Origin of the sequence: Deinococcus humi (genome assembly GCF_014201875.1) — a bacterium.
In the GTDB taxonomy this organism is placed as follows: domain Bacteria; phylum Deinococcota; class Deinococci; order Deinococcales; family Deinococcaceae; genus Deinococcus; species Deinococcus humi.
Genome location: NZ_JACHFL010000031.1, coordinates 1 through 26138, shown reverse-complemented (window position 1 = coordinate 26138; position 26138 = coordinate 1). Strand labels below are relative to the sequence as shown.

Annotated in this window: 20 protein-coding genes and 1 pseudogene; 6 read left to right on the top strand and 15 right to left on the bottom strand. The window is 61.7% G+C overall.

What is annotated here, in order from left to right; translation table 11 throughout:
• Nucleotides 1–270: 270 nt before the first annotated feature.
• The gene (locus tag HNQ08_RS25745) at nucleotides 271–969 is read right to left on the bottom strand and encodes a TetR/AcrR family transcriptional regulator (RefSeq protein WP_184138091.1); all 699 of its coding nucleotides are present in this window, start codon (nucleotides 967–969) and stop codon (nucleotides 271–273) included.
• A 194-nt stretch (nucleotides 970–1163) separates the two neighbouring features.
• Between HNQ08_RS25745 and HNQ08_RS25740 the strand changes: the two genes are divergently transcribed.
• Together HNQ08_RS25740 and HNQ08_RS25735 are read left to right on the top strand one after the other, a co-directional pair.
• The gene (locus tag HNQ08_RS25740; protein ID WP_184138090.1) at nucleotides 1164–2051 is read left to right on the top strand and encodes an aldo/keto reductase family oxidoreductase; all 888 of its coding nucleotides are present in this window, start codon (nucleotides 1164–1166) and stop codon (nucleotides 2049–2051) included.
• A gap of 249 nt (nucleotides 2052–2300) precedes the next feature.
• On the top strand, nucleotides 2301–3167 hold the full coding sequence (locus HNQ08_RS25735) for an SDR family oxidoreductase (protein ID WP_184138089.1): 867 nt from the start codon (nucleotides 2301–2303) through the stop codon (nucleotides 3165–3167).
• A 405-nt stretch (nucleotides 3168–3572) separates the two neighbouring features.
• Here HNQ08_RS25735 and HNQ08_RS25730 read toward each other — a convergent pair whose 3' ends face one another.
• The 11 genes from HNQ08_RS25730 to HNQ08_RS25680 all read right to left on the bottom strand — a co-directional run bounded on the left by HNQ08_RS25730 (nucleotide 3573) and on the right by HNQ08_RS25680 (nucleotide 17322).
• The gene (locus HNQ08_RS25730; RefSeq protein WP_229790289.1) at nucleotides 3573–4286 is read right to left on the bottom strand and encodes a cytochrome c oxidase assembly protein; all 714 of its coding nucleotides are present in this window, start codon (nucleotides 4284–4286) and stop codon (nucleotides 3573–3575) included.
• 98 nt (nucleotides 4287–4384) lie between these two features.
• Complete coding sequence (locus HNQ08_RS25725) at nucleotides 4385–4846, bottom strand: DUF2243 domain-containing protein (RefSeq protein ID WP_184138087.1); 462 nt, start codon at nucleotides 4844–4846, stop codon at nucleotides 4385–4387.
• Nucleotides 4847–5308: 462 nt separating this feature from the next.
• On the bottom strand, nucleotides 5309–6178 hold the full coding sequence (locus HNQ08_RS25720; protein WP_184138086.1) for an ion transporter: 870 nt from the start codon (nucleotides 6176–6178) through the stop codon (nucleotides 5309–5311).
• A 144-nt stretch (nucleotides 6179–6322) separates the two neighbouring features.
• A complete protein-coding gene (locus tag HNQ08_RS25715; protein WP_184138085.1) occupies nucleotides 6323–7885 on the bottom strand; it encodes a PP2C family protein-serine/threonine phosphatase in 1563 nt (520 codons plus the stop codon).
• A gap of 424 nt (nucleotides 7886–8309) precedes the next feature.
• Complete coding sequence (locus HNQ08_RS25710; protein WP_184138084.1) at nucleotides 8310–9074, bottom strand: FHA domain-containing protein; 765 nt, start codon at nucleotides 9072–9074, stop codon at nucleotides 8310–8312.
• Between the two features lie 24 nt (nucleotides 9075–9098).
• Nucleotides 9099–10700, bottom strand: a complete 1602-nt coding sequence (locus HNQ08_RS25705; RefSeq protein ID WP_229790290.1) for a protein kinase domain-containing protein — start codon at nucleotides 10698–10700, stop codon at nucleotides 9099–9101.
• Nucleotides 10701–10704: 4 nt separating this feature from the next.
• Nucleotides 10705–12093, bottom strand: coding sequence for a vWA domain-containing protein (locus HNQ08_RS25700; protein WP_184138083.1), 1389 nt, complete (start codon nucleotides 12091–12093; stop codon nucleotides 10705–10707).
• Nucleotides 12094–12578: 485 nt separating this feature from the next.
• Complete coding sequence (locus HNQ08_RS25695) at nucleotides 12579–13238, bottom strand: response regulator (RefSeq protein WP_184138082.1); 660 nt, start codon at nucleotides 13236–13238, stop codon at nucleotides 12579–12581.
• Nucleotides 13235–14584, bottom strand: coding sequence for a sensor histidine kinase (locus HNQ08_RS25690; protein ID WP_184138081.1), 1350 nt, complete (start codon nucleotides 14582–14584; stop codon nucleotides 13235–13237). The genes HNQ08_RS25695 and HNQ08_RS25690 overlap by 4 nt, the downstream gene beginning before the upstream one ends.
• A 200-nt stretch (nucleotides 14585–14784) precedes the next feature.
• Complete coding sequence (locus HNQ08_RS25685) at nucleotides 14785–15507, bottom strand: phospholipase A2 (protein ID WP_184138080.1); 723 nt, start codon at nucleotides 15505–15507, stop codon at nucleotides 14785–14787.
• Between the two features lie 816 nt (nucleotides 15508–16323).
• Nucleotides 16324–17322, bottom strand: a complete 999-nt coding sequence (locus tag HNQ08_RS25680; protein WP_229790291.1) for a GGDEF domain-containing protein — start codon at nucleotides 17320–17322, stop codon at nucleotides 16324–16326.
• Nucleotides 17323–18726: 1404 nt separating this feature from the next.
• On the opposite strand from HNQ08_RS25680, the gene HNQ08_RS25675 reads away from it, so the two are divergent.
• Complete coding sequence (locus HNQ08_RS25675; protein WP_184138078.1) at nucleotides 18727–19662, top strand: DUF5996 family protein; 936 nt, start codon at nucleotides 18727–18729, stop codon at nucleotides 19660–19662.
• Between the two features lie 357 nt (nucleotides 19663–20019).
• Here HNQ08_RS25675 and HNQ08_RS25670 read toward each other — a convergent pair whose 3' ends face one another.
• Nucleotides 20020–20217 (bottom strand): general stress protein, encoded by a 198-nt coding sequence (locus tag HNQ08_RS25670; RefSeq protein ID WP_184138077.1) that lies wholly within the window; start codon nucleotides 20215–20217, stop codon nucleotides 20020–20022.
• Nucleotides 20218–20426: 209 nt separating this feature from the next.
• Here HNQ08_RS25670 and HNQ08_RS25665 point away from each other — a divergent pair, with 209 nt between their 5' ends.
• The 3 genes from HNQ08_RS25665 (at nucleotide 20427) to HNQ08_RS25655 (ending at nucleotide 23526) form a co-directional block, all read left to right on the top strand.
• Entirely contained in the window at nucleotides 20427–21347 is a 921-nt protein-coding gene (locus HNQ08_RS25665) for an ABC transporter substrate-binding protein (RefSeq protein ID WP_184138076.1), read from the top strand.
• A gap of 272 nt (nucleotides 21348–21619) precedes the next feature.
• Entirely contained in the window at nucleotides 21620–22279 is a 660-nt protein-coding gene (locus tag HNQ08_RS25660; RefSeq protein WP_184138075.1) for a TetR/AcrR family transcriptional regulator, read from the top strand.
• Nucleotides 22276–23526: a cytochrome P450 family protein gene (locus HNQ08_RS25655; RefSeq protein ID WP_184138074.1), complete on the top strand. Its 1251-nt coding sequence runs from the start codon at nucleotides 22276–22278 to the stop codon at nucleotides 23524–23526. Before HNQ08_RS25660 ends, HNQ08_RS25655 begins: the two co-directional genes overlap by 4 nt.
• Nucleotides 23527–23941: 415 nt before the next feature.
• On the opposite strand, the gene HNQ08_RS25650 is transcribed toward HNQ08_RS25655, so the two are convergent.
• Both HNQ08_RS25650 and HNQ08_RS25645 read right to left on the bottom strand, forming a co-directional pair.
• Nucleotides 23942–24805 (bottom strand): hypothetical protein, encoded by an 864-nt coding sequence (locus HNQ08_RS25650; RefSeq protein WP_184138073.1) that lies wholly within the window; start codon nucleotides 24803–24805, stop codon nucleotides 23942–23944.
• 859 nt (nucleotides 24806–25664) lie between these two features.
• Nucleotides 25665–26138, bottom strand: a pseudogene (locus HNQ08_RS25645) (hypothetical protein); the annotation flags it as partial.

Below are 26138 nucleotides of genomic sequence, written 5' to 3'. Positions count from 1 at the left end.
GTGCATGGAGCTGTTGGTCGGCGGCTTCGCTGATCTCGATCTGTCGTGCGGGACGACCCATCCCTAATTCTACTTCTTATTCGCGATCTACTTAGATCCCGCTTGAGCTGCGAATTAGGGTGCAATGCCATCCAATCGGGTGGGGGAGACGGACCACAAGCAGCTTCAGAGCCGCAGCCGTACCTTCCTTCCAACGGACCTGATCCTGTTGGAACCGGGGGCGCGTCGCATCCTGGGAGTCAAACCCAGGCACCACAGTCATCTTCGCGGCTAGATCAAGCGCGTCAGCCATTCCAGAAGGAGTGCTCGTTCCGCCTCGCTGAATGGGGCTGGGCGTTTGGGAAGCAAGGCAATCAATGCAATGGCGTGGGTCGCAGCTTCCTGATGGGTGGAGTCCACGGCGGTCTCTCCATCGGGCGTAAGGATGGCGCCCAGTACGGCCTCACGCATCTGATTCGCCAACCCCCCGTCCTGCTCTTGAGCGCCAAGCAGGGTCAGGGTTACGCCCACCGCTGAGGCGTGAACCATGGCGGCGGCCCGCTCCACGCCCACCGCGAGTCGTCCTGCCTCCGCTACCCGGCCCATCAGGGCCGACAGCATGGCGGCGGCCTCCAGGGCGGCGGGGGATTGCTCGCCGGGCTGGAGCCTGGCGTACATCAGGGTGTACAGATGCGGATGGGTCAGCCCAAACTCCACGTGCCGGTCCCAGCCCTCCCGCAATTCTCCGACGGGATCCCCGGTCCCCACGTGCGCCGCCTTTGCCTGGAGATAGGACGCGAATCCAGAGCTTGCCACAGCGTTCAGCAGACCCTGCATGTCGCCAAACTGGCGGTAGATGGTCGGTGGCTGTACAGCGGCGGCGGCACTGACTGCGCGGGTGGAGATGGCTTCCACGCCCTCGCTTTCGAGCAGGGCCAGGGTGGCCTGGAGGATCCGTTCCCGTGGGGGTAAAGGGGCGACGGCTAACATGAAGTGATGGTAACACGTCTGTGTTAGCAGCTTGACATATCACTGGTTACTCGTTTACGTTATCAGTGTAAGCAGCGTCTTGCGGATACCCGACGTCCGTGACATCCGGCTGGAGGTTGAGTGACGAGCCTGCGCGACTGGCAGGCTCGTCACAGCAGAGAGAACGGCGCCCCAAGTTCACTGGAGGTTCACCCATGACCATTTATTCCGCTCGCTATCCCAGCACCTTCACGCTCGGTGACCGCACCGTCAGGCGGGTGGGCTACGGAGCCATGCAACTCGCCGGCCCCGGCGTCTTCGGCCCGCCGCGTGACTGGCATACCGCCGTAGCCGTCCTGCGCGAGGCTGTCTCGCTGGGAATCAACCATATCGACACCAGCGACTTCTACGGCCCCCACATCACCAATCAGATCATCCGGGAGGCTTTACACCCATATCCGGACGATCTGGTGATCGTCACGAAAGTTGGAGCCCGCCGTCCTGCGGACGGATCCTGGGTGCCTGCCATGTCACACGAGGAGCTGACGCGGGCAGTTCACGATAACCTTGAGAACCTCGGACTGGACGCGCTCGATGTCGTGAACTTCAGGGTCATGGGCGACGCGCACGGACCGTCGGAGGGGTCCATCGCAGGGCCGCTGGCGGCTCTGGCTGACCTCAAAGCACAAGGGCTGATCCGCCACATCGGTGTAAGCAACGTTACCCCCAGGCAATTCGCGGAGGCGCGGTCCATCAGCGAGATCGTGTGTGTTCAGAACATGTACAACCTGGCGCAACGGGACGACGACGCTTTTCTCGATGATCTTGCCCAGCAGGGCGTCGCCTACGTGCCCTACTTTCCGCTGGGCGGGTTCTCTCCGCTGCAGTCTGACGCCCTGTCAAACGTTGCTCAGCTGTTGGGCGCGACGCCCATGCAGGTAGCTCTGGCGTGGTTGCTTCAGCGTTCCCCCAATCTCCTGCTGATTCCCGGCACCTCCTCGCCTGAGCATCTGCGTGAGAACGTCGCCGCTGCCAACCTCATCCTGCCGGAAGAGGCGCTGGCGCAACTCGGCGGCATCGGCAGTTCCCGGCGAGAGATGTAGGCGGTGCCAAGCGGCCAATGGCCGTTGACCCACAGGAAATGATGCAGGCAAGCGGGAGTGGGTAACGAATTTGAAAGCCGGACCCATCCCACGCTGCGTGCGCTGCACCTTCGACCACAAAACAACCTGCTGACTGAACGGCACAAGCCTGACTCCCCTTGAGAAAATCCCTGACTGGGTTTTCATTGATTCTGCAGAGCGCGGATCGTTCCTGAAAAACCAGAGCACTTGCATACATTGGAGAACCGAATGATTGTCGTCACAGGAGCTACCGGCCAACTGGGCCGCGCCATCATCGAGAAGCTCGTCGCCCGCCTTCCAGTCGCCCAGGTCGGTGCCAGCGTCCGCGACCCCGAGAAAGCCGCCGACCTGCAGGCTCTTGGGGTACGGGTCCGTCAGGGTGATTACCGTGACCCGGCCAGCCTCACCCGTGCATTCGAGGGCGCCACCCAGGTGCTCCTGGTGTCCTCGAATGCACGGGCTTACGGGGGTGACCCCCTCAGTCAGCACCGCGTGGCCATCGAGGCGGCGCGCAACGCTGATGCGGCGCGGATCGTTTACACCAGCCAGATGGCTGCGGGCGCGTCCTCGGCGTTCCCTCCTGCGCTCGATCACGCCGCTACCGAGGACATGCTGGATCAGTCCGGTCTGGACTGGACGGCCCTGCGCAACGGCTTCTACGCCTCAAGCGCTCTAAACTTCCTGGGCGATTCACCCGACACTGGTCTGCTCGAAACACCGGCAGACGGTAAAATTGCTTGGACGACCCATGCTGATCTGGCTGAAGCGGCCGCGGTAATTCTTGCTGACGCTGGCCGATTTGACGGGCCGACACCGCCGCTCACTGCGTCGCAGGCGCTCGACTTCGCTGAGCTTGCTGCTGCCGCTTCTGAGGTACTGGGCCGTCCCATCCAGCGCCGGGTCATTTCCGATGAGGAGTTCGGCGCCAGGATGGCAGCGCGGGGCACACCGACAGGCGCCGTGAATATGATGCTCGGTATGTATCGGGCAAGCCGCGCGGGCGAGTTTGCTACTGTCCACCCTACCCTTGAGCAACTGCTGGGACGCCCCCCACTGACCGTACGTGACATGTTTGCCCAGGAGCTCGGCCGTTGATCGGCCTCTATGAATCTTCGAAAGGATCGAAGGTTGCGTTGCCTTAAACCAGATGATTACCGCTGACGTGTCGCGATTGACCACTCACCGCTCCAGCAGCCCCACCACGATCCGTCGAAACAATCAGAAATTAAGCAGTCCAGACTTGACTCACAGGTAGGGTAGGGGTGGTTTGATGTTCAGGCTCTCCTGTCCTTCGTCTGCTGTGGGCCGAGTAGACGACACTCTTGCGTCAGGACCGGGGCGGAGTGGATTTCCTGTGGCGCAGTATCACATCATGAATCGTGTCCCACGTTGGTGGCAGGGGGTCTGACCCTGACACTTGCTCAGAGGGAAGCGCTAACGGTGGGGCGCGTATTCAGTCGCCGGCAATCAGCTTCTTGCCGTTGGATTGTCAGGATCCGCTCAGGGAAGCACGATTTGCTGCGTTCGCTGCCGTGCCTGTTCACGCTGTCGGAACCAGCCCTGAAAGACCACGACAAACAGCAGCAGTTCTGCCAGATCGCCCCCGTAATACATCAACTGGGCAGCCGGTTGGAGTTGTGGGACAGTGCCAGCTGTTCCCAGCGCCCCGTGTCCTGCGTACAGCACCTTAGCGAGCGTGGCATGGCCGGCGGATCCCAGCAGCAAGACAACCACCCGAGTCCGAAAGGATGTACGGGTAGAAACAGGTTCGATCCCGGCGAGAACCACTGTATACAGAAGACCAGCCGACACCACATGAAAGGCCACCACCGCATGGATCGCCGGGTGTTCCAGCGTCAGACGATACAGCTGTGTCAGGTAGAGCAGGTATAAGCCGCCCACGTTGAGCAGCAAGGCGCTGACTGGCAAAGCGATCAGGCTAAGGGGTGGCGCGTGTAACCATCGGATCAACCGCCGTGCCATGAGCACGGGCACGTTGCGTAACAGCAGTGTCAGGGGCCAGCCCAGGGCCAGCAGCAGGGGTGCGAACATGCCCGACATCAGGTGCTGCAGCATATGTGCTTGTAGGTCAGCGTGAGCAAGGCTATTCACGGCAGGGGAGAACACCCAGGCCAGGAGAGCAAGCCCAAGCGTGAAAAAGCATGTTCGAGACCATCGCCAGACTCGGCCCTGTCTCAGTTGGCGCCCAGCCATCGCTCCGTAACCCGCCCCCACCACAAGGAGAAGGAGCCACACAAGCCACGAAAAGGCGTCTTGCTGGGTGACGGTGACTGTAGGGTGTCCAGAATGCATCAGGGGGACAGTGTGGTTTGACTGGCGCGGCGATACATTCCGGCGCCAATCACCAGAAGAAGGAAACCCACAACGTTCCACACGACGTCATAGGGCGGGAGCATGACGTTGTAGCGAATCTGATGCAGTTGAAAAACCTTGTGATTGATCAGGCCATCAAAAAGTTGAAAGCTGCCCAGCCCCAGAAAGAGGCCGGCCCAAAAGAACGCGGTGGCAAAGGTCCGCGCCCGCAGAAGGTCTGCCAGAAGAAAGATGCCCGCCACGATGGCCATGAGTTCAGCAGCGTGCAGAAGGCCATCGCTGAGCAGCCCGATTGCGGATGTGGAATGGTCATAGAAATGGTGCCAGCCGAGCACCTGATGAAAGACGATCTCATCCAGCCCTGCCATGAAAGCGACGCCCAGCAGCAGGCCACTGCGCCGTGAACCGCGGACGTCCGGTTGTGCGGCAACTGTGGTCATTGTGTATCCTCTGCACTGAGCTGCGTTTGAAAGAGCGTCACGGAAGCCTCCTGAACCAGCGTGAACGGCGGGTTAGCCAGAGCTCTACACAAGCGGTGAGGACTGGCCGGGTCATGCTGTGCACTCTAAAATACGGGAAAGAGCAACGCACTTGAAACGTCGAAGAGATGACGCCCCAGCGATTGGAAATAGTGTGTCTGGTGGTCGAGCGCAGGTTTCGGAGACCACTCAACAGGACGGCGCACCTGCGCACCATTCACCCGGTTCGCACCAGACCCGGGTGGGCCAGTTTGCCTCGTTGGTTCCACCGCAGTGTGGGCACCAGACCCCGAGCACGGTAGTTCTGGCTGCGGGATTCCCAGCTGAACGGCCAGGTCAGTGGGACAGCACCTCCTCCGTCATCAGAATGCCCCAGTCGAGGCGGCGCAGCCATGCCCATCAAGTTAAGGACCAGGACAGTGTTCAGGCTGTTCCAGACGCCAATTCTTCGGACAGCGCCTCTCCACATCGCCGGCAGAACCGGGCGTCGGCCTGATGCGCTGCCAGTCCACACCTCGGGCAACTGCGCCCAGTGCTCCCGTTCACCTCCACCTGCCGCTGTCCCGCCTGGGCCTGCGTCAGCCCCACCGTGACGATGCCGGTGGGCACGGCGATGATGCCGTACCCCAGAATCATTGCCAGCGAGGCCAGGGCCTTGCCTAGCCCGGTCTTTGGTGCGATGTCACCGTAACCCACGGTGGTCAGCGTGACGATGGCCCAATAAATACTCGTCGGAATGCTGGTGAAGCCATTGGGGGGACCTTCCACCACGTACATCAGGGTGCCGATGATCACCACCAGCGTCAGCACCACGGCCAAAAACACGACGATCTTGGCCAGGCTCGCGCGCAGCGCCTGGGTCAGCACGCTGGCCTCGGAGAGGTAACGCACCAGCTTGAGGACCCGGAAGATCCGCAGCAAGCGCAGCACCCTGACGATCAGCAGGTACTGTGCGCCGGGCACGACCAGGGCCAGATACGCTGGCAGGATCGAGAGCAGGTCTACTGCCCCGAAGAAGCTGCGGGCGTAATGCGTTGCCCGGCGCGCGCTGACGAGGCGCACCAGGTATTCGGCCGTGAACAGCAGCGTCAGGCCCCACTCCAGCGCCCGCAGCGCCGGGGCGTGACGTGCCCGGAAGCCCGCCACACTGTCCAACATGACCGCGAGCACGCTCAGAAGGATGGCTGCGATTAGGGCGAGGTCAAAGGTGCGGCCCGCGCGGGTGTCTGAGTTGTAGATCACATCGCCCAGCGCAACCCGCCACGCTGCGCGCCGGTCCGGGCCGCCGCTCATGCCCGGAGTGTAGCGGTCACCAACCCGGCACGCGTCACTCTCCCTTGAACCCCACTGGTCTCGACATGGCTCACGCCCATGTTCGGAGGCTTCCCACTCACGTCCCAGGAAGGTGCATAACCCTCACCAGACCATTGCCGTTGGTTACCTCACCCGTTCAATGACCAGGGCCGTCGCGTTGTCCGGTGCGCCCGACTCCAGACTCAGCGCGATCAGACGGTCGACGATGGTCTGGAGCGAGGGCTCATGGAGCAGAATGTCGTGCAGCGTGGCGGGTGGTACCTCACCCCAGACCCCATCCGAGACGAGGAGAATGCGGCTGCTCACAGGCAACTCCAGCGGCGCTGGGAGGACCTGAACGTAATTGTCCTGGGCGGCCCGCAAGCTGCCCAGTGAACGCAACACCTTATTGCGCTCCGGGCTGACCTGGGCATCTTCGGGCGTCATCTGACCGCTGGCAACCATGGCGGCGACGTAGGAATGGTCTTTGCTGAGCTGCTGCACAGCGCCGTCCTGGGCCAAGTAAGCGCGGGTGTCACCCACATGTCCCAGCTGCAACTGCGTGCCGCGGATCTCGACGCCGGTGAGCGTGCAGCCGCCGTCCCGGCCCTGCATGTCGGTCAGCACCGCCGCATTGGCCTCCCAGACCTGCGCTTCCAACGCAGGTGCCGCCGAAGCCAGAAAAGCCCGCACTGCTGCCTGGCTGGCCACTTCACCTGCCGCCATGCCGCCCATCCCGTCGGATACGACGGCCCGCAGGAGCACTTCGCCGCCGCCGTGCTGCCCAGTCTGCTGCCACGAGAACCCGTACGAGTCCTCATTGGTGGGCCGGTCGGGGTTCAGGCCGATGTCGGTGGCCGCTGCCAACTGGTAGACCGGGAGTGTGGCGGCCGCCGTTTTGAGGGCAGCCAGCAGTTCGGTTGGTGTCAGGCGCTGCGGCAAAGGAGCCAGCATCCCATTGAGCAGTTGCGGCACCCCCGACGCGGCAATGCCTGCCAGCACGATGGACGACGCCCCTTCGGGGGGGAGAGGGCGCCCTGTCAGCCACAGGAAAAACAAGGCGCCCAGCAAATACACTCCGCTTTTTGCCTGTGCCACCTGCCCTTCTTGCACTTCAGGCGGCGTGAAACCGTCGCGCAGGGTGGGCTGAGCCGCTTCGCCCAGCCGCGCCACTTGCGGCGGCCTGCTCAATTTCAACCCCTCGCGGGTCTGTTGAACGCTGAGCGGATTAAGGTCGGTGACGGCGTATCCCTGTTTCTCGAGCGCGAACAGCAAGCGGGCCAATTCGGTCACGTGCGCCCGCGCTGTGGCGGCATCAAGCGGCAGGGTCAGCGGCGTGCCCTCCGTGGGGGCCAGCACCCACAGCTCACCCACTGGAGTGAATTTGGGCAGCAGCCGGTGGGGCCGCAAGTCCGCCCACAACGGACTGGGCCGCACATACACGTCCACGCTGGGGCCAGCGCCCAGTGCATTGGCACTGAACCAGCCGCGCCCCAGGTCCTGATTGAGCTGGTAGCCGCTGACCACCTCGCCTGCCCGCGGACCTTGCAGGGCGACCGTCGGGGCATACGTTTCTTCCTCCAGCTCGCCGGTGACAAGGCCGGAAAACTCAGTGGGCTCCGCTGCGGGTGCAGTTTCCAGCCCACCTTCCGGCTCTAGGAGCAGTTCTGCCCTGTCTGGCGGTGGGTCATCGACCGGCTCATCCATGGGAGCAATGGCGGTCTCCGCATCATGGTCCGCGGGTGCGGAATGCTGTGAACTGGCTGGGCCGTCCCCACCATCTGGCTGCTCCAGTTCGATAGAGCTGTCATCTGGCGTCTCATCAGCATCAGAGTCTAGGAGACGCCCAGGACTTTCCGGGGCTTCCAGGCCTTCTGAACCTTCAGCGGTGGGGGCATCAGCAGTTCCGCCGTCTCCATCGCCTCCTTCTGACGGAGCGGGGAAGGCGTAGTCCACGTCCAACTGTCCAGCCTCGTCTTGCTCAGTAGCCACAGACTCCAACGTTTCCGTACTGGGCGACATGGACTCTAGGGGCAGCGCCAACGTTGGAGTCGGCTCGGGCGGCTGGGTTGCAGTGGGCGGGAGTGGCTCGGCGGCCGACTCATGCGGCAGATCGTCAGGACGGGTCATCTCAGCCCTGATGGAAGGTCAGCATCAGGTTGCCAAAAGCCAACTCGTCGCCGTCCGCCAGTGAGGTGGGTTCCTGAAGACGGGGCGAGAAGCTCGTTTCGCCCTTGCGTTTGACATAGACGCCGTTGGTAGAGCCAAGGTCACGCACTGCCCATCTACCCTGTTCGCGGTACAGCTCGGCGTGGCGGCGCGAAATATGCTCCTGTCCACCCAGGCCGCTCAAGTCAATGTCCACCGGGCCACTGGACGCGTCGAAGCGCCCCACCACCAGACGCTCACCTTGCAGCGGAATAAATTCCCCGGTGGGTGCCCCAAATTTCTTGATGCCGAGCCTGGCTTCTCCGGTGGAGACTGGGGCGTCCGAGGACAGTTCGGCCATGGGTGCGGCAGAAGCCGGGACAGAGGCTCCGGAGACTTCCCCTTCAGACTCAGGCACTTCAGACGAGGCTTCGATGGACGAGGCTTCGAGCGGCGTGACGTCTCCAGGAGCAGATTCGGGCGGTGACATGACCTCCGCATTGACCTCTGGACCAGACACGGGAGCTTCCATCTGCGTTGTCGCCACAATCTCCGAAGCACCAGCCACATCTTCAGCTCCGGTTGAGGCTGCCTGCGGCAACGTTTCCTGCGGCATCTCCTGGGGAAGGATTTCAGGCGCTGCGGTGGGCTGGGACTCGGCGGCGGCCGACAGCTCTACGCCGCAACCTTCGCAATAGGTGGTGCCTTCGGGATTGGGGGTGCCGCAGACTTGACAAAGAATGGTCATGGTGGTTCCTCCGGGGAATGAGAACTAGATACGGCGAATGAGGATCAGCAGAAGGATGGACAGGCTTGCGGCCGCCACGCTGGCGCTGACGACGGTGGGCCAGTGGTAGCCCTCCGCCTGGGTATAGAAGTACGCCGCTGCCGCCGCCGCGGCAGGCAGAGCCAGCGGCAGGGCAAACCACAGCAGCGCGCCAGCCAGTGCGCCCACACCTGCGCCTATTACGGCGGCCAGCGCAAACTGGCTCGTCTGGACTGGGGTTGCCAGGTACTCCGGCAGCGACGTGGCGGCAACTCCTGCGCCCAGCAGGCTGCTCCACACGATCACGATGGTGCGCGACACCGGCGCCCGAGTTTTCCCGGCAGGTAGACTTGGCGACGGCGGAGCCGCACTGGGCGTGGAAACAGGTGGCTGGGCAGGTCCAGGTGGTGGTTTCGGGGTGGCGCTCGGAGGCACCGGAAGAGGGGTTGGGGCAGGTTTGGAGGGAGCAGCGGCAGGGGCTGGGGGCACAACCCTGGGTGTGGGTTTCGGCGCTCCCCTGGGCGGCTGTACCGGAACGGGACCCGGTCTTGGTGCAGCCGCCCGGGGAGGTGGAGACGGAGGCACGGAGGGACGGGGGGCTGGAGAGCTGGGCGCGGCTTGCCGTGGGACAGGTGCGGGCGGAGTGGAGGGAGTCGGAACGGGGACCGCTGACTTTGACGTTGGCGTGACCAGGATGGCCAGCAGTGCCTGTGCGCTCTGGGGACGGTCTTCGACGCGCAGGGCCATCGCCTGGGTCACGGCGCGTCGCAACCCCGGCAAGGTCGAGTCGGGCATGGGTGGGAGGGGGGTGCCCAGCATGAGATCGGTGGCGGGCGGCGGCATGTGTCCGGTCAGGGCGTGCAACAGGGTGGCCCCCAGCGCGTAAATATCGGTGTATGGCCCGAATCGCCCGGAATTGCCGTACTGTTCCAGCGGCGCGTAGCCCGGCGTGACCAAACGGGTGTGGCTCTGCGTCTTGCCCGTGACGAAAGACCGCACGGAACCGAAGTCGATCAACACGATGCGGCCAGTCTGATTGAAAAAAATATTGTCGGGTTTGATGTCACGGTGCAGCAGCCCACGCTGATGGATCAGCTCCAGGGTTCTGGCCACCGAACGGGCCACTTCCAGCACCACGTCGGGGGGCATGGGGCCGCGTTTCTCAATCAGGCCGCCCAGGGTGCTGCCCTCCAGAAATTCCATGACCAGATAAGCGGTGCTGTTTTCCTCGAAGTAGTTCATCACCTTCACGATCCCGGGATCGTTGAAGCTGGCGAGTATTTTCGCTTCGTCCAAGAAGCCTGTTTTGGTGGCCTGGTACTCGGCGATGCTGATGTTGCTGGGCGCAACCACGGCTTTGCCACGCCGCGATGATCCGTCCAGAAACAGTTCTTTGATGGCCACTTTGAGGCCCAGCCGGGTGTCCTGCCCGGCGTAGGTAATGCCGAAACCGCCCTGTCCCAGCACCCTGTTCAGGACGTACTGACCGCCCATCAGTGCCGTGCCGGCGGGGAGGGCCACCAGTCCTGAAGAGGTCAGCGGTGCACCGCAGATGTGGCAGACCGTCTCGCCAGCCTGAACCGCAGCGCCGCAGACTGGGCAATTCACTGCCTTAAGCTCCGGTCAGCCTGCGAATTTCCTCGTCGGTGGGTCGGCCATCTGCGCCGCTCCCCGCCTTGAGGGTCTGCGTCTTCGCACCCAACCGCATGGTCTTGGCGGTACCGAGGCTGATGGTCTTGCTGCTGCCCAGTTCACCGATGGCCCGGTCGAGCACCTGGGTCATAGCGCCATTGCCCAGGCGCTGAGTCATGTTCCGGGCCTGTTCCAGGGTCCTGGCGGCCTGCTCGGGGTTGCTTTGAGCTTCCCGGCTTGCCTGCGCCACCAGACCCTCAATATTGCGTTGTTGGACCCACTGCATCACTTCTGCATCCACCCGCGCCGCCATCGTTTCGTCACCGGTAAATTCCACCACGACGTCAAGAGGTGGCAACTCGCCCCGGTAATTTGCGCCGGGCACCTCGTAGGTCAGTCCCAGTTGAGCCAGCCGCATCCGGGCCGCCGGACGCTCTGGCAGGGTGAATTCCAGAATGTAGGTTGCGCCTGTTCCGGCCTCGACATTGCCGATGAGCAGTGGGCCGCCGGTGTTGGTCACCTCGGTCTGGGTGGGCTGCACACGGGTCACGCGCTCCAGGACCACGTCTTTAATCGCGCGCACGGTCAGGGCCACGTTGGTCACGACTTCGTTGGCCGCCTGCTTGAGATCGCCCAGCAGCGCCGCCGGAAGATCAGAGGCTCGCACCGCAGGAAATTGGGGATGTTGATTATCAGGCACCACGTCAATGGGCTGTCCCTGCGTGCGGTCAGTGATCTCCGTCAGCAGCTCGGTATTCACGTCGTCGCCAACGCCGATGGTGGTCACCGACACCTGCATATCGGCGAGCACGCCAGCCTGCTCCTGCACCACGGCTGAGTCAAAGGCCTGGCCGTCGGTGAGGAGCACCATCCGGCGGCTGCCAGATTCGGTTTCGAGAACCTTCGCGCCCGCTTTCATGCCTGCGCCCATCTGGGTTCCGCCCGAGTACCAGTCCAGTTGATCGGTGGCCTTGAGCAGGACGGCCCGGTCAGCCGCTGCCGTGAAAGGGACGAGAATTTGGGCCAGATCATCGAACTTGACCAGGGCGAGGCGGTCTTGCGGCTGGATCAGATCCGAGGTGATGATGCCGCGCAACGCCTCGGTGACCAATTGCAACTTGTTTCGGCCACCGCGCACGACTTCGTATCGCTGACCGTCGACCATCGTGGTCTGCCCCGTGTGCTCCGTCGGCTCAGTCACGACTTCGCGCATGGAGCCGGAAGTGTCAACCACGAACGCCACTGACAGATTGGGCCGCGCTTGCCTGGCCTGCTGATCTGGCAGGAGATTGAGCAGAACGAATAACTTCTGACCTGTGGTGTGTGCCAGTAAAAATTCTCGGTGGCGACGCATTGTGGCGTCAAGCATGAAGTGCCTCCTGTCGTGATTTGCCCGCTGTGACACCGCATGATAAGCAATTGCAAATTTTGAGTCGGCCATCATTCTTTGGGAATTTCCCATACAGTTGTGGCAACTCAAGTCATATGGGCCGGTGGGGTGCGCCTGACCGAAAATCACAGCGCCCCTGATGCTCTGTGGGCCATGTCGAATACGCCCCATAACTGTTTCAGGACTTTCCTTTCGCCCAGAGGACAGCCATGAATTTTTTGGAGCGCGGCATCCAGGTGAGGAGACCTGCAGCAGAGGAACATAAAATTCACTCCCCTGATCACTGACGCGCTGCGTCACCCGTAACAGGGGAAGGGTTCTGGAAAGCCTCTGAATTGAGGTCTGCTTGTCTGTCTGGAGGGCCAACCATGGGCTATGGCGTGCCGTGAAAAGTCACCGGGAGGGGCCAGCCATCCCAAACTGGAGGTGGTACCGGCCTCGATCTGGCCTTGCCGGCTCCTGCCTTACACCAGGCGGTACTCGACTGCTTTAAGAACCGCGCGGGTGCGGTCACGAACCCCCATTTTCGACAGAATGTTGGAGACGTAACCCTTGACCGTTCCCTCGGTGGTGGTGGTCAGTCCGGCGATTTCGCGATTGCTGAAGCCGCCCGCCATCAGACGCAAGACCTCCTGTTCCCGGGTGGTCAGAGTGATGGATCCGTCCCCGGACGCCTCTCTGCCCAGGCACCGTTCCTCCACGCCTCGCTGCACCTGATCGGTCAGGGTGGGTTGCAGCCAGCGTCCCCCGGCCGCGACTGTACGAATGGCCTCCAGCAGTACGGGCAGTGCCACATCCTTGAGGAGGTACCCCTTTGCTCCCAGCTTGACCGCAGACAGCAGCAATTCGTCATCATCGAAGGTGGTCAGGATCAGGGTAGGAACCAGGGGGACGCCCTGCGTCTGCGAGGTGGCCGAGAGTGCACGCAATACCCCCAGGCCATCCAGTCGGGGCATCCGATAATCCAGCAGCAACACGTCTGGCCGCGTGTCCGGCACGGTGGTCAGAGCCTGCTCGCCGTTTTCGGCCTCGGCCACTACAGTCATGTCTCCGGCCAGCGCCAGCATGCTGCACAGGCCCTGGCGCACCAGCGTCTGGTCTTCTACGATGCAGATCCGGATCATGACTTTTCTCCTTGGGCACCAGTAGTCGGCCCGCTGATTAACACCGAACCCTCTGCCGGGACTGCGCTGGGCAGCGGCAAGGACACCAGCAGTTCCAGTGGTTGACCAGGATGCGCCCGCACCTCCAGCGTGCCGCCCACGCTGTCCAGGCGCTCACGCATGCCGCTCAGGCCGCAGCCAGGCTGGAGTTTGAGGGTTCCATGCCCATCGTCGCGGGCGTGGAGGGTGAGCTGGCGGCCCGCACCATGTGGGACAGACCCACAGGCGAAATCCAGCCATACCTGCCGTGCCCCTGCGTGCCGCATGGCGTTGGTCAGGCCTTCCTGGACCGTCCGCAGCAACACCTGAGACCGCACTGGACACGGCACGCTGAAGTCTGGCGAGAAGCTCAGGTGGACCGGGAGCGGCGCCACACGGGCCAGCGCCTCGATCTCGGCCCGGACATTGCAGGGGGCTGCTTCCCGCATGCCGCGCACAGCAGTCCGGACATCGCTCAGCAGGGTGCGGGACAATTCCCCTGCCTGCTCCACATGCGGGCGGGCCGGACCAGGGGGCAGCAGATGTAAGGCCACTTGCAGGTTCATGCCCAGCGCGGTCAGATGGTGACCCATCAGATCATGCAACTCGCGCGAGATCTGGAGGCGCTCGGCCTGACGGCTGGCGTCGGCGAGCAGAGCGCGGGTGGCGCGCAGTTCGTCGACCACTACCGCCAGCTGACGCCGCGCGCGAACCTCACGCACGGCCGTCTGCGCCGTGGTCATGGCGAACAGTTGAAAACACAGGTAGCCGGTGCCGTAGGACCACGCGTCCGGGGCATTCCAGTAAGTCAAATAGATAGTTATCAGCCCCACGGTCTGGGCCGCCACCCACACCAGCATCCAGCGCACCGGAAGGATCACCGCCACCTGGGCCGCAATCACCAGCAGCAATCCTGCCAGGACACTGTTGCCGTCCAGCAATTCGTTGCCCACCAGCGCCAGCACCGTCTCCAGGGCTGCCAGACACAGCACCAGTCGCTGCCACCGCTGCTGATCAGGCATGGAAGTCGCCGTCAGGAACACGGTGATGAAGCCCAGCATGACCATCATCCAGGGCAAGAGCTCCCCCTGGGTCAACCCCTCTCGGCTGGGGGGAGCCAGCAGCGAATGCAGCAGCAACGCCAGCCATAGCAGCAACCCAGTCCAGCGAATGGCCCCGCGTACTTCTGCGAGAGATTGGTCGGCGCCGACCCGCGTGGCCCAGGTCAGCAGGCTCTGGCGAAACGGACGCCAGTGCAGACCGGTGCGCCCCGCAGAGACGGGCGGCGAATCGGACGGGGAAATCGCAGGAGGAACCGGAATAGTCATGGGGGTGGCCTCGGCAGAGGAGAAGGGCAGAGGGCATGGCCGGAAGCTGCACGAGGCGAGCGTACGAATTAGGGGTGGATTGACCTGTAGTCTAAGCGGGGTGCGCCCATTGACCTGACAGATCTGTACCCGGTTCAAAGCGAGAGGCGAGGTCAGAACGATGAGGTTCTGATCTCGCCTCTCGGCCTACGCGGTTTTGGTTAGCGATGCCACTTGGTCCATCCAAACGCGCTGCTTACCACTTCATAGTACGCCTGCGCCGCAGCGTAACAGCCGGGGCGGGCATACCAGCTCTTCGAGTTGCACAGCCCCCGCATGTTGCTCAGGAAAGCTGAGTCCGTTCTGGCCTTGTTGTAGGGCCAGTAAGGGATAGAGATGAGTATGGGCAGGTTGCGATAACCGAAGTCATGCACGTTGCAGGCGCTGCGGAAAAAGTCGCTGTAGCCCAGCCCCAACCCCTTTGGAGCGCTGCAGCCGTCGTAATTCCAGTTCAGGCCGCTGTAGTTGGGCGAGCGCCGCTCTGCGGCGTAGTGACTGATGCTACCCCAGGCCACACTCTGGGCATAACCCGCCTTACCCGTGGCCTGGACACTCAGGCCCGGCTGACCTGCCTGGAGAGCCAACGCTTCTGCATTCAGTCCCTCGTTCGGCAATCCATACGCTTCTTTCAGGCCCTGGAGCAGCAGTGGATCATTGGCATGCTCCTTGAGGATGGCCTGACTGTCGGCGTCTTGCAATTCGGGGCGCAGGGCAAACGCGGCGATCTGCTCGGCCACCGTCGGCTCAGTCGTTTTGCCCTGTTCCGCACCGGCGGCTGGCGCAGGTGGAGTCCCCGCTGTGCCGCCCTGCGATCCGCAGGAAGTGAGGATGAGTGCCCCCAGCAACAGATACCCGAGTCCGAAGGTCTTGATGGTAGTGGTCATGGTAGAGCCTCCTGGGGAAGACCGCGCGCCTTTCCGCAACGAAAAGGGTGCTGGGGCGAAGTCCGACAGTCTCTTCCTGATCTCAGGCGGTGACCCGCACCGCTGCAAGACTTTGTTTAGAAGAACGGAACTGTGGAACTGCACAAAGCTTAAGCGCCCACCCCTGAGCTGCCCACTGTCAGAAGTTAGCTGGTAAATGAAAGCTGATTTACCCTGGCCTCATTTCATCCGCCGGATGACTTGGTCTTGGGATTGGACAAAATCATTGGTCAGAGAAGTAGATCTATTGTCGGCTTCCGAAAAATGGCGAGCAGACCTTCACCAGTGTAGGGAGAATCGCGAGACGGGCATGTATTAAGGTGACGGTGACCTCACTTTTCGTTGTTCATGCCAGAGGAAGTCCAGTCCGGCTTGGTGTTTGAGGTCCCGTCAGAATCAGCTACGAGCTCTGCCAACGTTTATCTGCATTTCGGCTGGGTTCCAGATGACACAAGCCATGACCGGGTAGCTCATTAAGTTTGAGGCATAAGATTCAAATGGACTCGTAGAGGAGTGGTCTCCTGGATGGTTCACGATCACAGGTATTGGCGGCGCCCCGTTCTATCAAGGGGCCTTCGACCTTGATGGGTGCCGGAAGTGGGTCGGTAAGGCAACTAGAGCGACGTCACCGAAAATAGAGGCAAATCGGCAGCTGGGCAGAATCTGAGCGCTCACCTCCTGGCCACCTCCCCCAACCACTTGTCAGAAACGACGTTGACACACCCAACTTGGGCCATGGTACGTTGCTGTGATGCAGGCGGCGCTCTTCTGGAATGGTCAAAAAGAGCCGCTAACAACCGTACAGTTCCGTCCTTGCTGCTTGGCTTCGTAGAGTGCTGTATCCGTGCGCTCGAGGTTGGCTTCTAGGGTTTCGCCGGTCTGATAGAAGGTCAGACCAAGCGAGGCCGTGACGCGATATTCTGGGGGCAAGCCCTCTATCTGGAGCATGGACACCGCCTGTCGGACACGTTCTGCAGCCCTATGCGCTGCGGCTGTCGTCGGTGCAGTGAAGATGAGGAGAAATTCCTCACCGCCATAACGGCCCACGAAATCGTCTTGCCGTACCGTTTCCTGCAGCGCATTGGCCACTGCACACAACACTCGGTCGCCAACATGATGCCCGTAAGTGTCATTGACCCGCTTGAAGTGGTCAATGTCCATCAGGCCGACGCAGATCACGCTGTCGTTGGGGAGCGCCGTCTTATTGGAAGTCGTTTCCTTGGTCAAACGCTCCAGGGCAGATCGCCGGTTTGGCAAGCGTGTCAGGTGATCTCGGGTGGCGAGATCGTGCAATTCCTCCAGGGCCTGCTCTAGATGGATATTGACTTCCTGCAGTCGCGTATTTCGGTCCTGTACGGTTCGCCGCAGGGCTGCCATGTAGCTGCCAATGTAGGCGATGAGGAGCAGCACCACTGCGAACGCAAATGCAGAAACAACCTCAATGCGAAGATCGACGCGCGCGGGAGCCCATATAACCAGGGCAACGACCACAGTGACATATGAGACGAGCACGCCCCCACAGACGAGCAGCATTCGGCGGAAATCCAGGGCGAACATCCCAAATAAAACTCCAACAGCACCCATCAGCAAAAAAGGGACCCGTGCTTGGGGCTCGGAAACATGAAACATGACGTAGCCAGCCGGCCACATGGTCAGGATGACCTGGGCAGCAGTCATGCTCGGGTCTCTGAAATGCAGATTGACGTTGGTCAGAATCAGCAGCACGAACGTTCCACAAACAACCGTGATCCCCACCAGGTAGTGCACCAGCGGCATGATCGTAAGCATGCCTGTAGCAAAACAGGCGACGACGATGAGGGTACCTCCCACATGTGTAGCCACACCCAAGTAGGTTCGCTGGAGCCGGAGCTGCTGTGCATGTGCGACGTCTTTGGAACGGGCAGTCCGGGTCATTGAATGGGAAATTGGATGTGAAGCATTCACTCCCCAGCCTCCTGCGTCAAGAGATGTCGCCGATAAACCGGTGGAGCTTGGGGTGAGGGCAAAGGTCGGACAAAGTGTGAGGTATCCAGGCAGCACCAAGGCTCGTCGGAAAGGGCAAGGGCGTTTGTGAGGCGCTCAAGCGCTCTACCAACAGGCTGGAAGGTGAGATTGACAACTGGAAAGTGGAGATGGTATTGCTGCGTGCTCTTCAAACTCTCCTGACGCCCTTGCACACATTTGAGCGGGAGCAACGGCATCTCAGACATTTGTTTAATATTGAGGAAACGCACCTTTCAGGCGTCTTACCCTCGAGCGGCAAATCAAGTTCATGAAGGCGGAGTGAGGTCATCCTACCTTTAAGGAAAATAAGCTCAATTGATTGTCCGTGATCTCCGTCAGACTATAGCGTTGCCGCCTTCCTATACGCTTACTTACCACCCGATCGGACTGCTGCACTGTCGCCTCTGAGCAGGCGGAATGTTCAAGCACTGTGGCATCAGGGCGGCCAGGCAGATCACTGACGAGACGTTGCGCAAGAGGTGCATGAGATTTGGCTCGTTTCTCGCAGAAGCCCTACGTTGACGGGCCCTCCTGTCGGCACTGGTGGATTGCAGGTGGCGATCATAGGAGCCTGGGGCCACACCGTCCATGTAAGATACGGCCCGCTCACAGACGTAGCTCCGGCATAGGCCTGATATTTTTCAACGCTCGAACTTGCCTGAGCTTGAGGTGATTACTGCCATCACATCGGTAAACTTGCCGTCAAGCACCAGCCCATCAACGATCCCACGCGGGCCTTCGTCCACGGATTATTTGTCGCTCTGGCTGCCTGGGCACGTCAGGTGTGCCAGCTGCAGACCAGCACGGATCAAACCGTGACCCATGATTAAGGCCTTTGGGAGCATGGCTGTTACCCCGATGCCTTTCCCTGCCCCCTTGATCTCATTCTGGAAGGCATTGAATCAGCGCTGGAGGATCCCGTCTCTGGGGCCACAACGCTCCGTCAGCCCTTTCCTCGCCGCCTCCAGCCTACTGACATAGCTGCAGAGTCAAAGCTGGGGCGCGCCCACAGGCAGCACGAAGCCCATAAGGTCTGTGATCAGCAACGCGACCACGTCACGGTCAGGGCCTGGAAGCTTCATCGACTAGGCTGTGCGGCGCATCTGGATTCTATTCGAGATCCGGCTGGGAGAAGCGGCAGAGGAGGGTCCAACCAGCGCCTATGCTGGAGCAGATATGACGACAATCCATGACCCCTGGCCGCCCTTGCCGCTTGCTCCTTGGCAAGACACCCTGGAGACCTTGCATCTATGGACTCAGATCGTGGGCAAGATTCGCCTGGCTTTGGCCCCCTGGACCAACCATTCCTGGCACGTCACGTTGCTGCCCAGCGCCCGTGGCCTGACCACCGGCCTGATGCACCACCCGCGCGGAGCCTTCGAGATCGAGTTCGATTTTTGCCGTCACCGTCTCCTGGTGGTAACGGCGACTGGGGAGGATCGGTCCTTCGCGCTCGAACCCATGAGCGTCGCAGCCTTCTATCAGACACTGATGGAAACCCTGGAGGCACTCGGCCTCAGCGTCACCATCTGGCCCAGCCCAGTTGAGCTGCCTGATCCTATCTTGCTCTTCCCCGAAGATAGGCTGCACGCGGCCTATCACCCTGAAGCCGTGGAGCGCTACTGGCAGGCCATGCTGAGTGTCCACCGGGTGTTCACTGTGTTCCGGGCGAGATTCGGCGGCAAAGTCAGCCCGGTGCATTTTTTCTGGGGAGCGTTTGATCTGGCAGTGACCCGCTTCTCTGGGCGAACAGCCCCAACGCATCCTGGCGGCGCTCCCCACTGTGCGGATTGGGTGATGGAAGAGGCGTACTCCCACGAGCTGTCGAGCGCAGGGTTCTGGCCCGGCACAGGGCTGGGCGAAGCCGCTTTTTACTCGTATGCCTATCCAGAGCCGCCTGGATTCAAAACGGCCCAGGTAGGTCCGGAAGCCGCTACCTATCACCCGGCGCTGGGCGAATTCGTGTTGCCCTACGAAGCGGTGCGCACGGCGGCGGACCCGGATGCAACGCTCCTGAGCTTCTTGCAGAGCACCTATGAAGCGGCAGCGGAACTGGCCCACTGGGATCGCACATCTCTGGAATACACTGCCTTACCCACAGCGACAAGGTAGGGTTACCAGCGGGTGTAAGGCGAGGGCGAAAACTTTTAAGATCTCGCCTCACTTCTTCTGCCACGGTGGCCTGCGTCTTCTCGTCGCAAAAAGAGAGACACCGGAAAGGTGCTTCAGGAGTGCGAGTGACCGGTCTCGAACCGATCTCGGTGCCAACGTTGCGCCCGCTCGTGCGTCCGTTTTTTCGAAGGTGGTCGCCTCCCTTCGGGGATGCTGCGTTTACTGGATGAGGCGAAGTAGGGGGGCTTTATCGCCCCCGTCGTTATGGACCTCACCTGTCTCCTTCTGAGCAATCCCACCTTAGTCGTTCTTGTGACTCTGACGCCCGGCTTCGGCAGGCTGCTGGCTGTTGCCAACCTAGTTGCCGCCGCAAGCTTCACCGCCCTTCCGCCCCGCTTTACGAGCTTCTTCGCCGGCGAACTCGTGAGCGTTGCCGCTTTCGTGGGCCGCGCGTCCGCATTCTAAAGCGATCTCGCGCTGTCGCTCGTCATCCTTCACCGTAAAGCCACGTTCGCTGTGGTGGCCGCCACCGTGATTGCGATTGTCGCTCGTCATCCTGGTGACCTCCTGGGAAACTCCCTCAGGAATTTGCCAGGGCCGGTGTTGCTTGGATGGCTCCTGTAACCTGCGCCTTCACGGCCCTTGGTCTGCTAGTCCAGTCTCAGTCATGAAGACAACTCTGCCTCCCCGGGGACGTGTTGGTCAGTTTCAACGGACTCCGACTAAACTTGACTTAACTGATCGGATTAATTTACGATCAACTTATGAAGTCGCTTCGCCGCTTGCTGTTCACTGCCCTGCTCACTTCCGGTGCTCTTGCGGCGGGCACCTATCCGCTGATCGTCAAACACAGTTTAGGGACGGCCAGCTTTCCTGAAGCGCCCACAAGGATTGTCACCCTCAGCGAAGAACAGGCAGAATTGCTCAGTGTCCTGAGTCTCAAGGCAGTTGGCTTTGGGTCGGGGCGCGTTCAAGGTCGTCTCGGTCAGCCCCCGCAGGCCCTGACTACGCTCGCCAAAAGTAGCCTTCAGAATGCGGTGTTTGTGGGCAGTTACAATACGCCTTCCTTGGAGCTTCTCGCGGCCCTCAAGCCAGACCTGATCCTGATGGACGGCGGTGACGACGATCAGAGCACCTACCGCACGGTGGGGAAATTGGCGCCCACCCTGGCCTACGACTATGATCAGATTCCCTGGCGCACCGCGCTCAGTGACCTCGGACGCTTGTCCGGCAAGACAGCCCAGGCGCAACGTTACCTGAAAACATACGACGCCCGCATCATGACGCTGAAAGGGCAATTGTCCACCCTGAGCAAGGCGGCCCCACAAACGACTCTGCTCTACATGTATGAGCCTCAGTCCGTCATGGTCCTGGGTCGCGGCTTTTCTTTCAGTCGCAACCTCACGACGTTGGGACTGACCCTCAATACGCCCGAAGGGATCGATCCGAACATCAGTTTTAAGCAATTGAGCGCTGAGGAACTGCTGAAGCTCAAGACAGACCGGATCATCATTCTGCGGGTTCGGAAAGACGGCAAGTTGGTGCCCCGCAACGCGACAGACGACATGCTCAAGCGTCTGGGCAAGCCCGTTTACACTTACCCTCTGGACCCCCAAGAGGCGTCTAGCGGTCCGCTAACTGACCTGAAACGTGCAGAAGCCCTGGCCAAATTGATTCGGCCTTGAATATTGCCAGTAACAGTCAGCTTGTATGGAGGCGATTGAAGCTTACCGAGGACTGCTGAGTCTTAATGCCTGAATGAACAATCTGCATCAGGCCACCGGCACCTGAGTTTCTGGAAAGAATGAGGCCAGCGCAGGGCCCACTGCATGTCTAGCATGAGACCATGCAGCGGGTAACCCAGCTCTTCGGTCACCGGCTCTGAATTTCGGCCTGCCTTCGTAAAGTTGCCAGAACAATTTCTTGACTTCCCGAGTGAAAGTATGATAATGAGTGAATGAGCAATCATTCAGAAGAGTCGTCGGCCAAGCCTGCTTCCCGGGGGCGAGCTGCGCCCCGGCCTGCCTTTGATCCGGAACGGCGCGCAGCCATTCTGCGCGCTGCCGTGACGGTCTTTGCCCGCAAAGGTTTCCACGGCGCGACGATCGCAGAGATCGCGCGCGAGGCCGGACTGGCCAGCGGCACCCTGTACAACCACTTCCAGAACAAGCAGACTATCCTGCTGGCCCTCCTTGATACGATGAATGACACTGGGCAGCGCGAGGCCGACTTCGCGGCTGCCGATCACGAGACGTTGGACTCCTTCACGCAGCGTTATGTGCGTCAGCGGCTGGAGACCTTTACGCAGGCTGCCGGCGACGCCTTGGGCGTAATCCTGGCCGAACTGCTCACCAATGCCGAGCTGCGGGCCGCCTATGCCCGGCAACTGCTTGGTCCCACCACGGTGCTGGGGGAACGGGTGTTCGCGCGCTGGGCCAGCGAGGGACGCATCCGCCCGGAACGTGTGGAACTGGTTGTGCGGGCCTTCGCGGCGCAGGTGCTGGGCCTGTTGGTGCTGCGCCAGTTGGGTGACGATACCCTGACCGCCCGCTGGGATGAGATCCCGGACGTCGTGAGTGACCTGATGCTGCACGGCATCGAAGGAGATACGCCATGAGCACCCGGAGTCTGTCCACCTCTCCCGCCCAGGTCGATCTGAGCCACCCGGAATTCAAACGCAACCCCTACCCGTACTGGGCGCATTTGCGCGAGCGGTCCCCGGTGTTCCGCACCTACGTCCAGCGGCGTCCGGCGTGCCTGATTACACGCCATGCCGACGTCGCCGCTACCCTGCGCGACTCGCGATTCGTCAAGGATCGTCACACGGTGGGCAGCCGGGGCCTGATGCCCAGCCTGCCTGGCCTGAAAATCATGCAAGCGCTGGAACGCAGTATGCTCGACGTGGATGGCGAGGATCACGCGCGGCTGCGCAGGCTGGTCCATCAGGCTTTCACGCCACGCCGGGTCGAGGCCATGCGTGGGCGCATTCAAGCAACCACAGACGCATTGCTGGACGACATGATCGGGCGTGGCCCGCGCGTCGACCTGATTGCCAGCCTGGCTCTGCCACTGCCCGTCACGGTGATCAGCGATATCCTGGGTATTCCCGCCGGTGACCGGGGCCAGTTCCACCACTGGACGCAGCAGGCGCTGACCGTCACGGGTTCGGGAGCCGGGATCGTCGGCACGGTGCGTGGCATCGGGGCAATCCTGACCATGTTCCGCTATGTGCGCCGCTTGATCCGCCGCAAGCGCGATGACCCGCAGGACGACCTGCTGACTGCACTGGTGCAGGCCGACGACGCCGGTGACTGTCTGAGCGAGGATGAGCTCATCGCAATGGTCTTCATTCTGCTGATTGCCGGGCACGAGACGACCGTGAACCTGACCGGCAATGGCGTGCTGGAACTTCTGCGCCACCCGGAGCAGCTTGAACAGCTGCAGGCTGCCCCTGGGCTGATCCGGCCCGCTGTCGAGGAGTTGGCCCGCTACGCCAGCCCAGTAGAACTTGCCACGGAACGCTACGCCTCAGCCGATGTGGAGGTCAACGGCGTGACCATCCCGCGTGGCGAACTGGTCTTCGCTGTCCTGGCTTCGGCCAACCGCGATCCCGAGCAGTTCCCTCGTCCGGACGAGCTGGATTTGGGCCGCAACACCACCGGCCACCTGGCCTTCGGATTGGGAGCGCACTACTGCGTCGGCGCACCATTGGCTCGCCTGGAAGTGCAAGTTGCCCTGGCGACCCTGCTGGCCCGCTTTCCGCACTTGCGCCTGGACATCGCCCCCGAGCGCCTGGAATGGCGGCCCCAACTCGTGCTGCGCGGCCTGAAGGCACTCCCGGTTCACTTGGGAATGGCAAACTGACAGCCTGGGTACACATTGCGCTGTCAATGGAGGAGGGCCTGATCGGGAGGTTCTGACAAGCTTGACGTTGGCACATGCATAGCATTCCAAAAATGGCCCGCTTCAGCATCTATAGATCGCCTGGGAATCTCTCGCGGTCTGCCTGGCGTTTGGATAGAAGCCTGAAGAGTCCTGAGCGTCTTCGTGGATTGCAGGCACGGCCTGAGCCGCGAACGACGGCATGCGGGTACCGAGGCAGTCAGGAAGGCTGGCGGCAAAAGGAGATAAGAATTCCCTGATCATCGCCCAGATAAACGTCTGGCAGTAACACACGAGCAAGACCCATTGAAGCCCAGCATTGCCAGGACCTTCTGAGCCAGCCAAAAGCCCCACGAGTGGTGCAAGGTCCCTCAGGCAAAGCTTAGGCCATCAGCGGTCAAGAGTGGGCGAGGCTGTGGCCGGATTGTGCCAGGAACTGGCGTTGGAGGGTCACCGGCGCCTTGCCGTTGAGCCGAAACGTTGTCGTTTCGTCAAACGCCCCGTCGAGCACCCGGGGGGTCAACGGGATGTACAGAAATTCAACCTGCTCGTGCTGAAAAGTCAGTGGTGGAAACAGATCCAACGCCACTCCAATTTCAGGGGCGAGCGTCACAACATCCTCAACCGTTGGAGGGCGCCCGTGGCGTTGTTCAAACAACCGTTGACCCGCCGCGCTGAAGAACTCCGGCCCTTGCAAGACACCAGGCTCGCCTTCTTCCTGCAGGAGGACTGGGGGAAGCTGGCGCAGGGCCCAACCCGGCAAGGGTTGCTGCTGTAAGCTGACGTCCACCACTGCAAAAGGAGGCGCGTACACCCAGGTGTGGGCCGTGAATCCCACTCGCTCATTGGTGCTCAGCGGTCCAAAGTTCAGCCGGTGTCCGCTGGGGAGTCCTGCCTGGTAGGCCCCGGCGACCACGACATTCCAGATGCCCTGCCGTTCCAACAGGCGGGAAAGCAGGGTGGCGGCTTCCAGGCAGCGCCCGGGACGACCGTCGGCCACCAGTTCCGTGTGGATGAAGGCGGCGGTCCGGTAGATGGCCAGTCGGGCGCGCTGCAGGTAGGCCGCGCTGGGTTCCAGGGCGAACACGTAGCGGGCATACGCTTGCCATAGGGTCGGATCCTGTCTGACCCGGTGGCGAAAGGCAGGTTGATCGTAAAAGCCTGGGCGAGAGGCGTCGACGCCTGCCTCGAGGAACTGCTGGCGCAACTGACGTCGGAGACGGCGGGCGCTGCCGGGCAGGCTTGAAGGTCTGGCACTCAAGCGGGCCAGCCTTTCCAGGAAGAGGCAACATCATGGGGCTGGCGAGCCTCTAGGGACCGGAGGTGCCGTTGGCCTGAGCAGTCGAAGTTTTCGGTCAAGCGTGTCAGAACGACGGGCGCCGCCCATGTCGGATGGGTGGGGAGTGTGGATGGATCTGGCGTGCGAACGTGTTGCTCATCCTGGATGGACGAAGGGGTGCCCGGAGATGCGAGGCGATTGAACAGTCGTTCCGTCATCAGGGGAGGTACGGCATGTGAAAAGGAGGAGAGGGTGACCTTCATTTTACCTTAAGGTTACCTGACAACTCCGCGTTAGGGCGCCAGGACCGGGTGCACCCCCTCATCCTTAAGCACCAGTATTGGGCTCTCAAGAAATCAACAAGGGCGTGGCGGCAGAGGAGAACGGGAGGACCTCTGTTATCGTACAGATCATCGGCCTGCAGCAGTGTGCAGCGTGGGGCGGATTGAAGACCGGCCCCGGGACTCAGGATCAGGCAGGAGGTGAAGTACTCGGACTTCAAGAGCGTGAGTCGGCGAAAAGCGAGAGCCCGCTGAACTCGGCAGAAGGACTGAGTTGCTCTGTTTGGCAGGCGTGACGTTTCTGAGCGCCGAACGAACTGGTTTGCGTAGACCTCTCGAATTTGCTTGGCATACCGCGGTTCGGCTACGCATCCCAAGAAGGCTGACTCGCAGGCGATGCCCTATATGCCGTTTAAATGATTGTTTCTGACTTTCGGGTCCGGGAGTACGGAGACAATGGACAAAATTTTCTGCATTGCCAGATCAAGGCTCTACCGAGAGGGAAGCATGAGAAAGCCCCTTCCAGAATGGAAGGGGCTTTTCCGAGTGAGGACGGGGGATCAGCGTGGGCCAGTGACCATCCCCGCAGCTCGGGCGCGGCCTTCCCAGGCGGTGATGGCCTGGGCCAGCAGTTGCGGATCGACGGCGCGTTTCTGATCCTGGACACGGGTGTTGTTGCGTTCCGCCCCGGCATTGACCGACCAGTCCCAGCGGGAGTTGGGATTGCTGCTGCTCGGCACCGTCCAGCCCACCGTGTTGCCCTCGGCCACCACTGTGCTGGTGTCGTTGGGCGTCGAGCAGTAGTTGCGCAGGTAGAAGCCCGCGTCGCTGTCGGCGTCCAGCAGCGTGCCATCACTCAGTTTGCCCAGCGCCAGGATGGTGTTGCCCTTGACGCTCTGGTGGTGACCGCCCGCCACGGCGATGCCGTAGTTGCTGGTTTCCAGCACGGTGTTGTTCGTCGCCTCGGTGTAGCCCGAACCGCAACCGTCACCCATCATGATGCCGCCGCCGCTGTACGAAGCGTCGGGACGTCC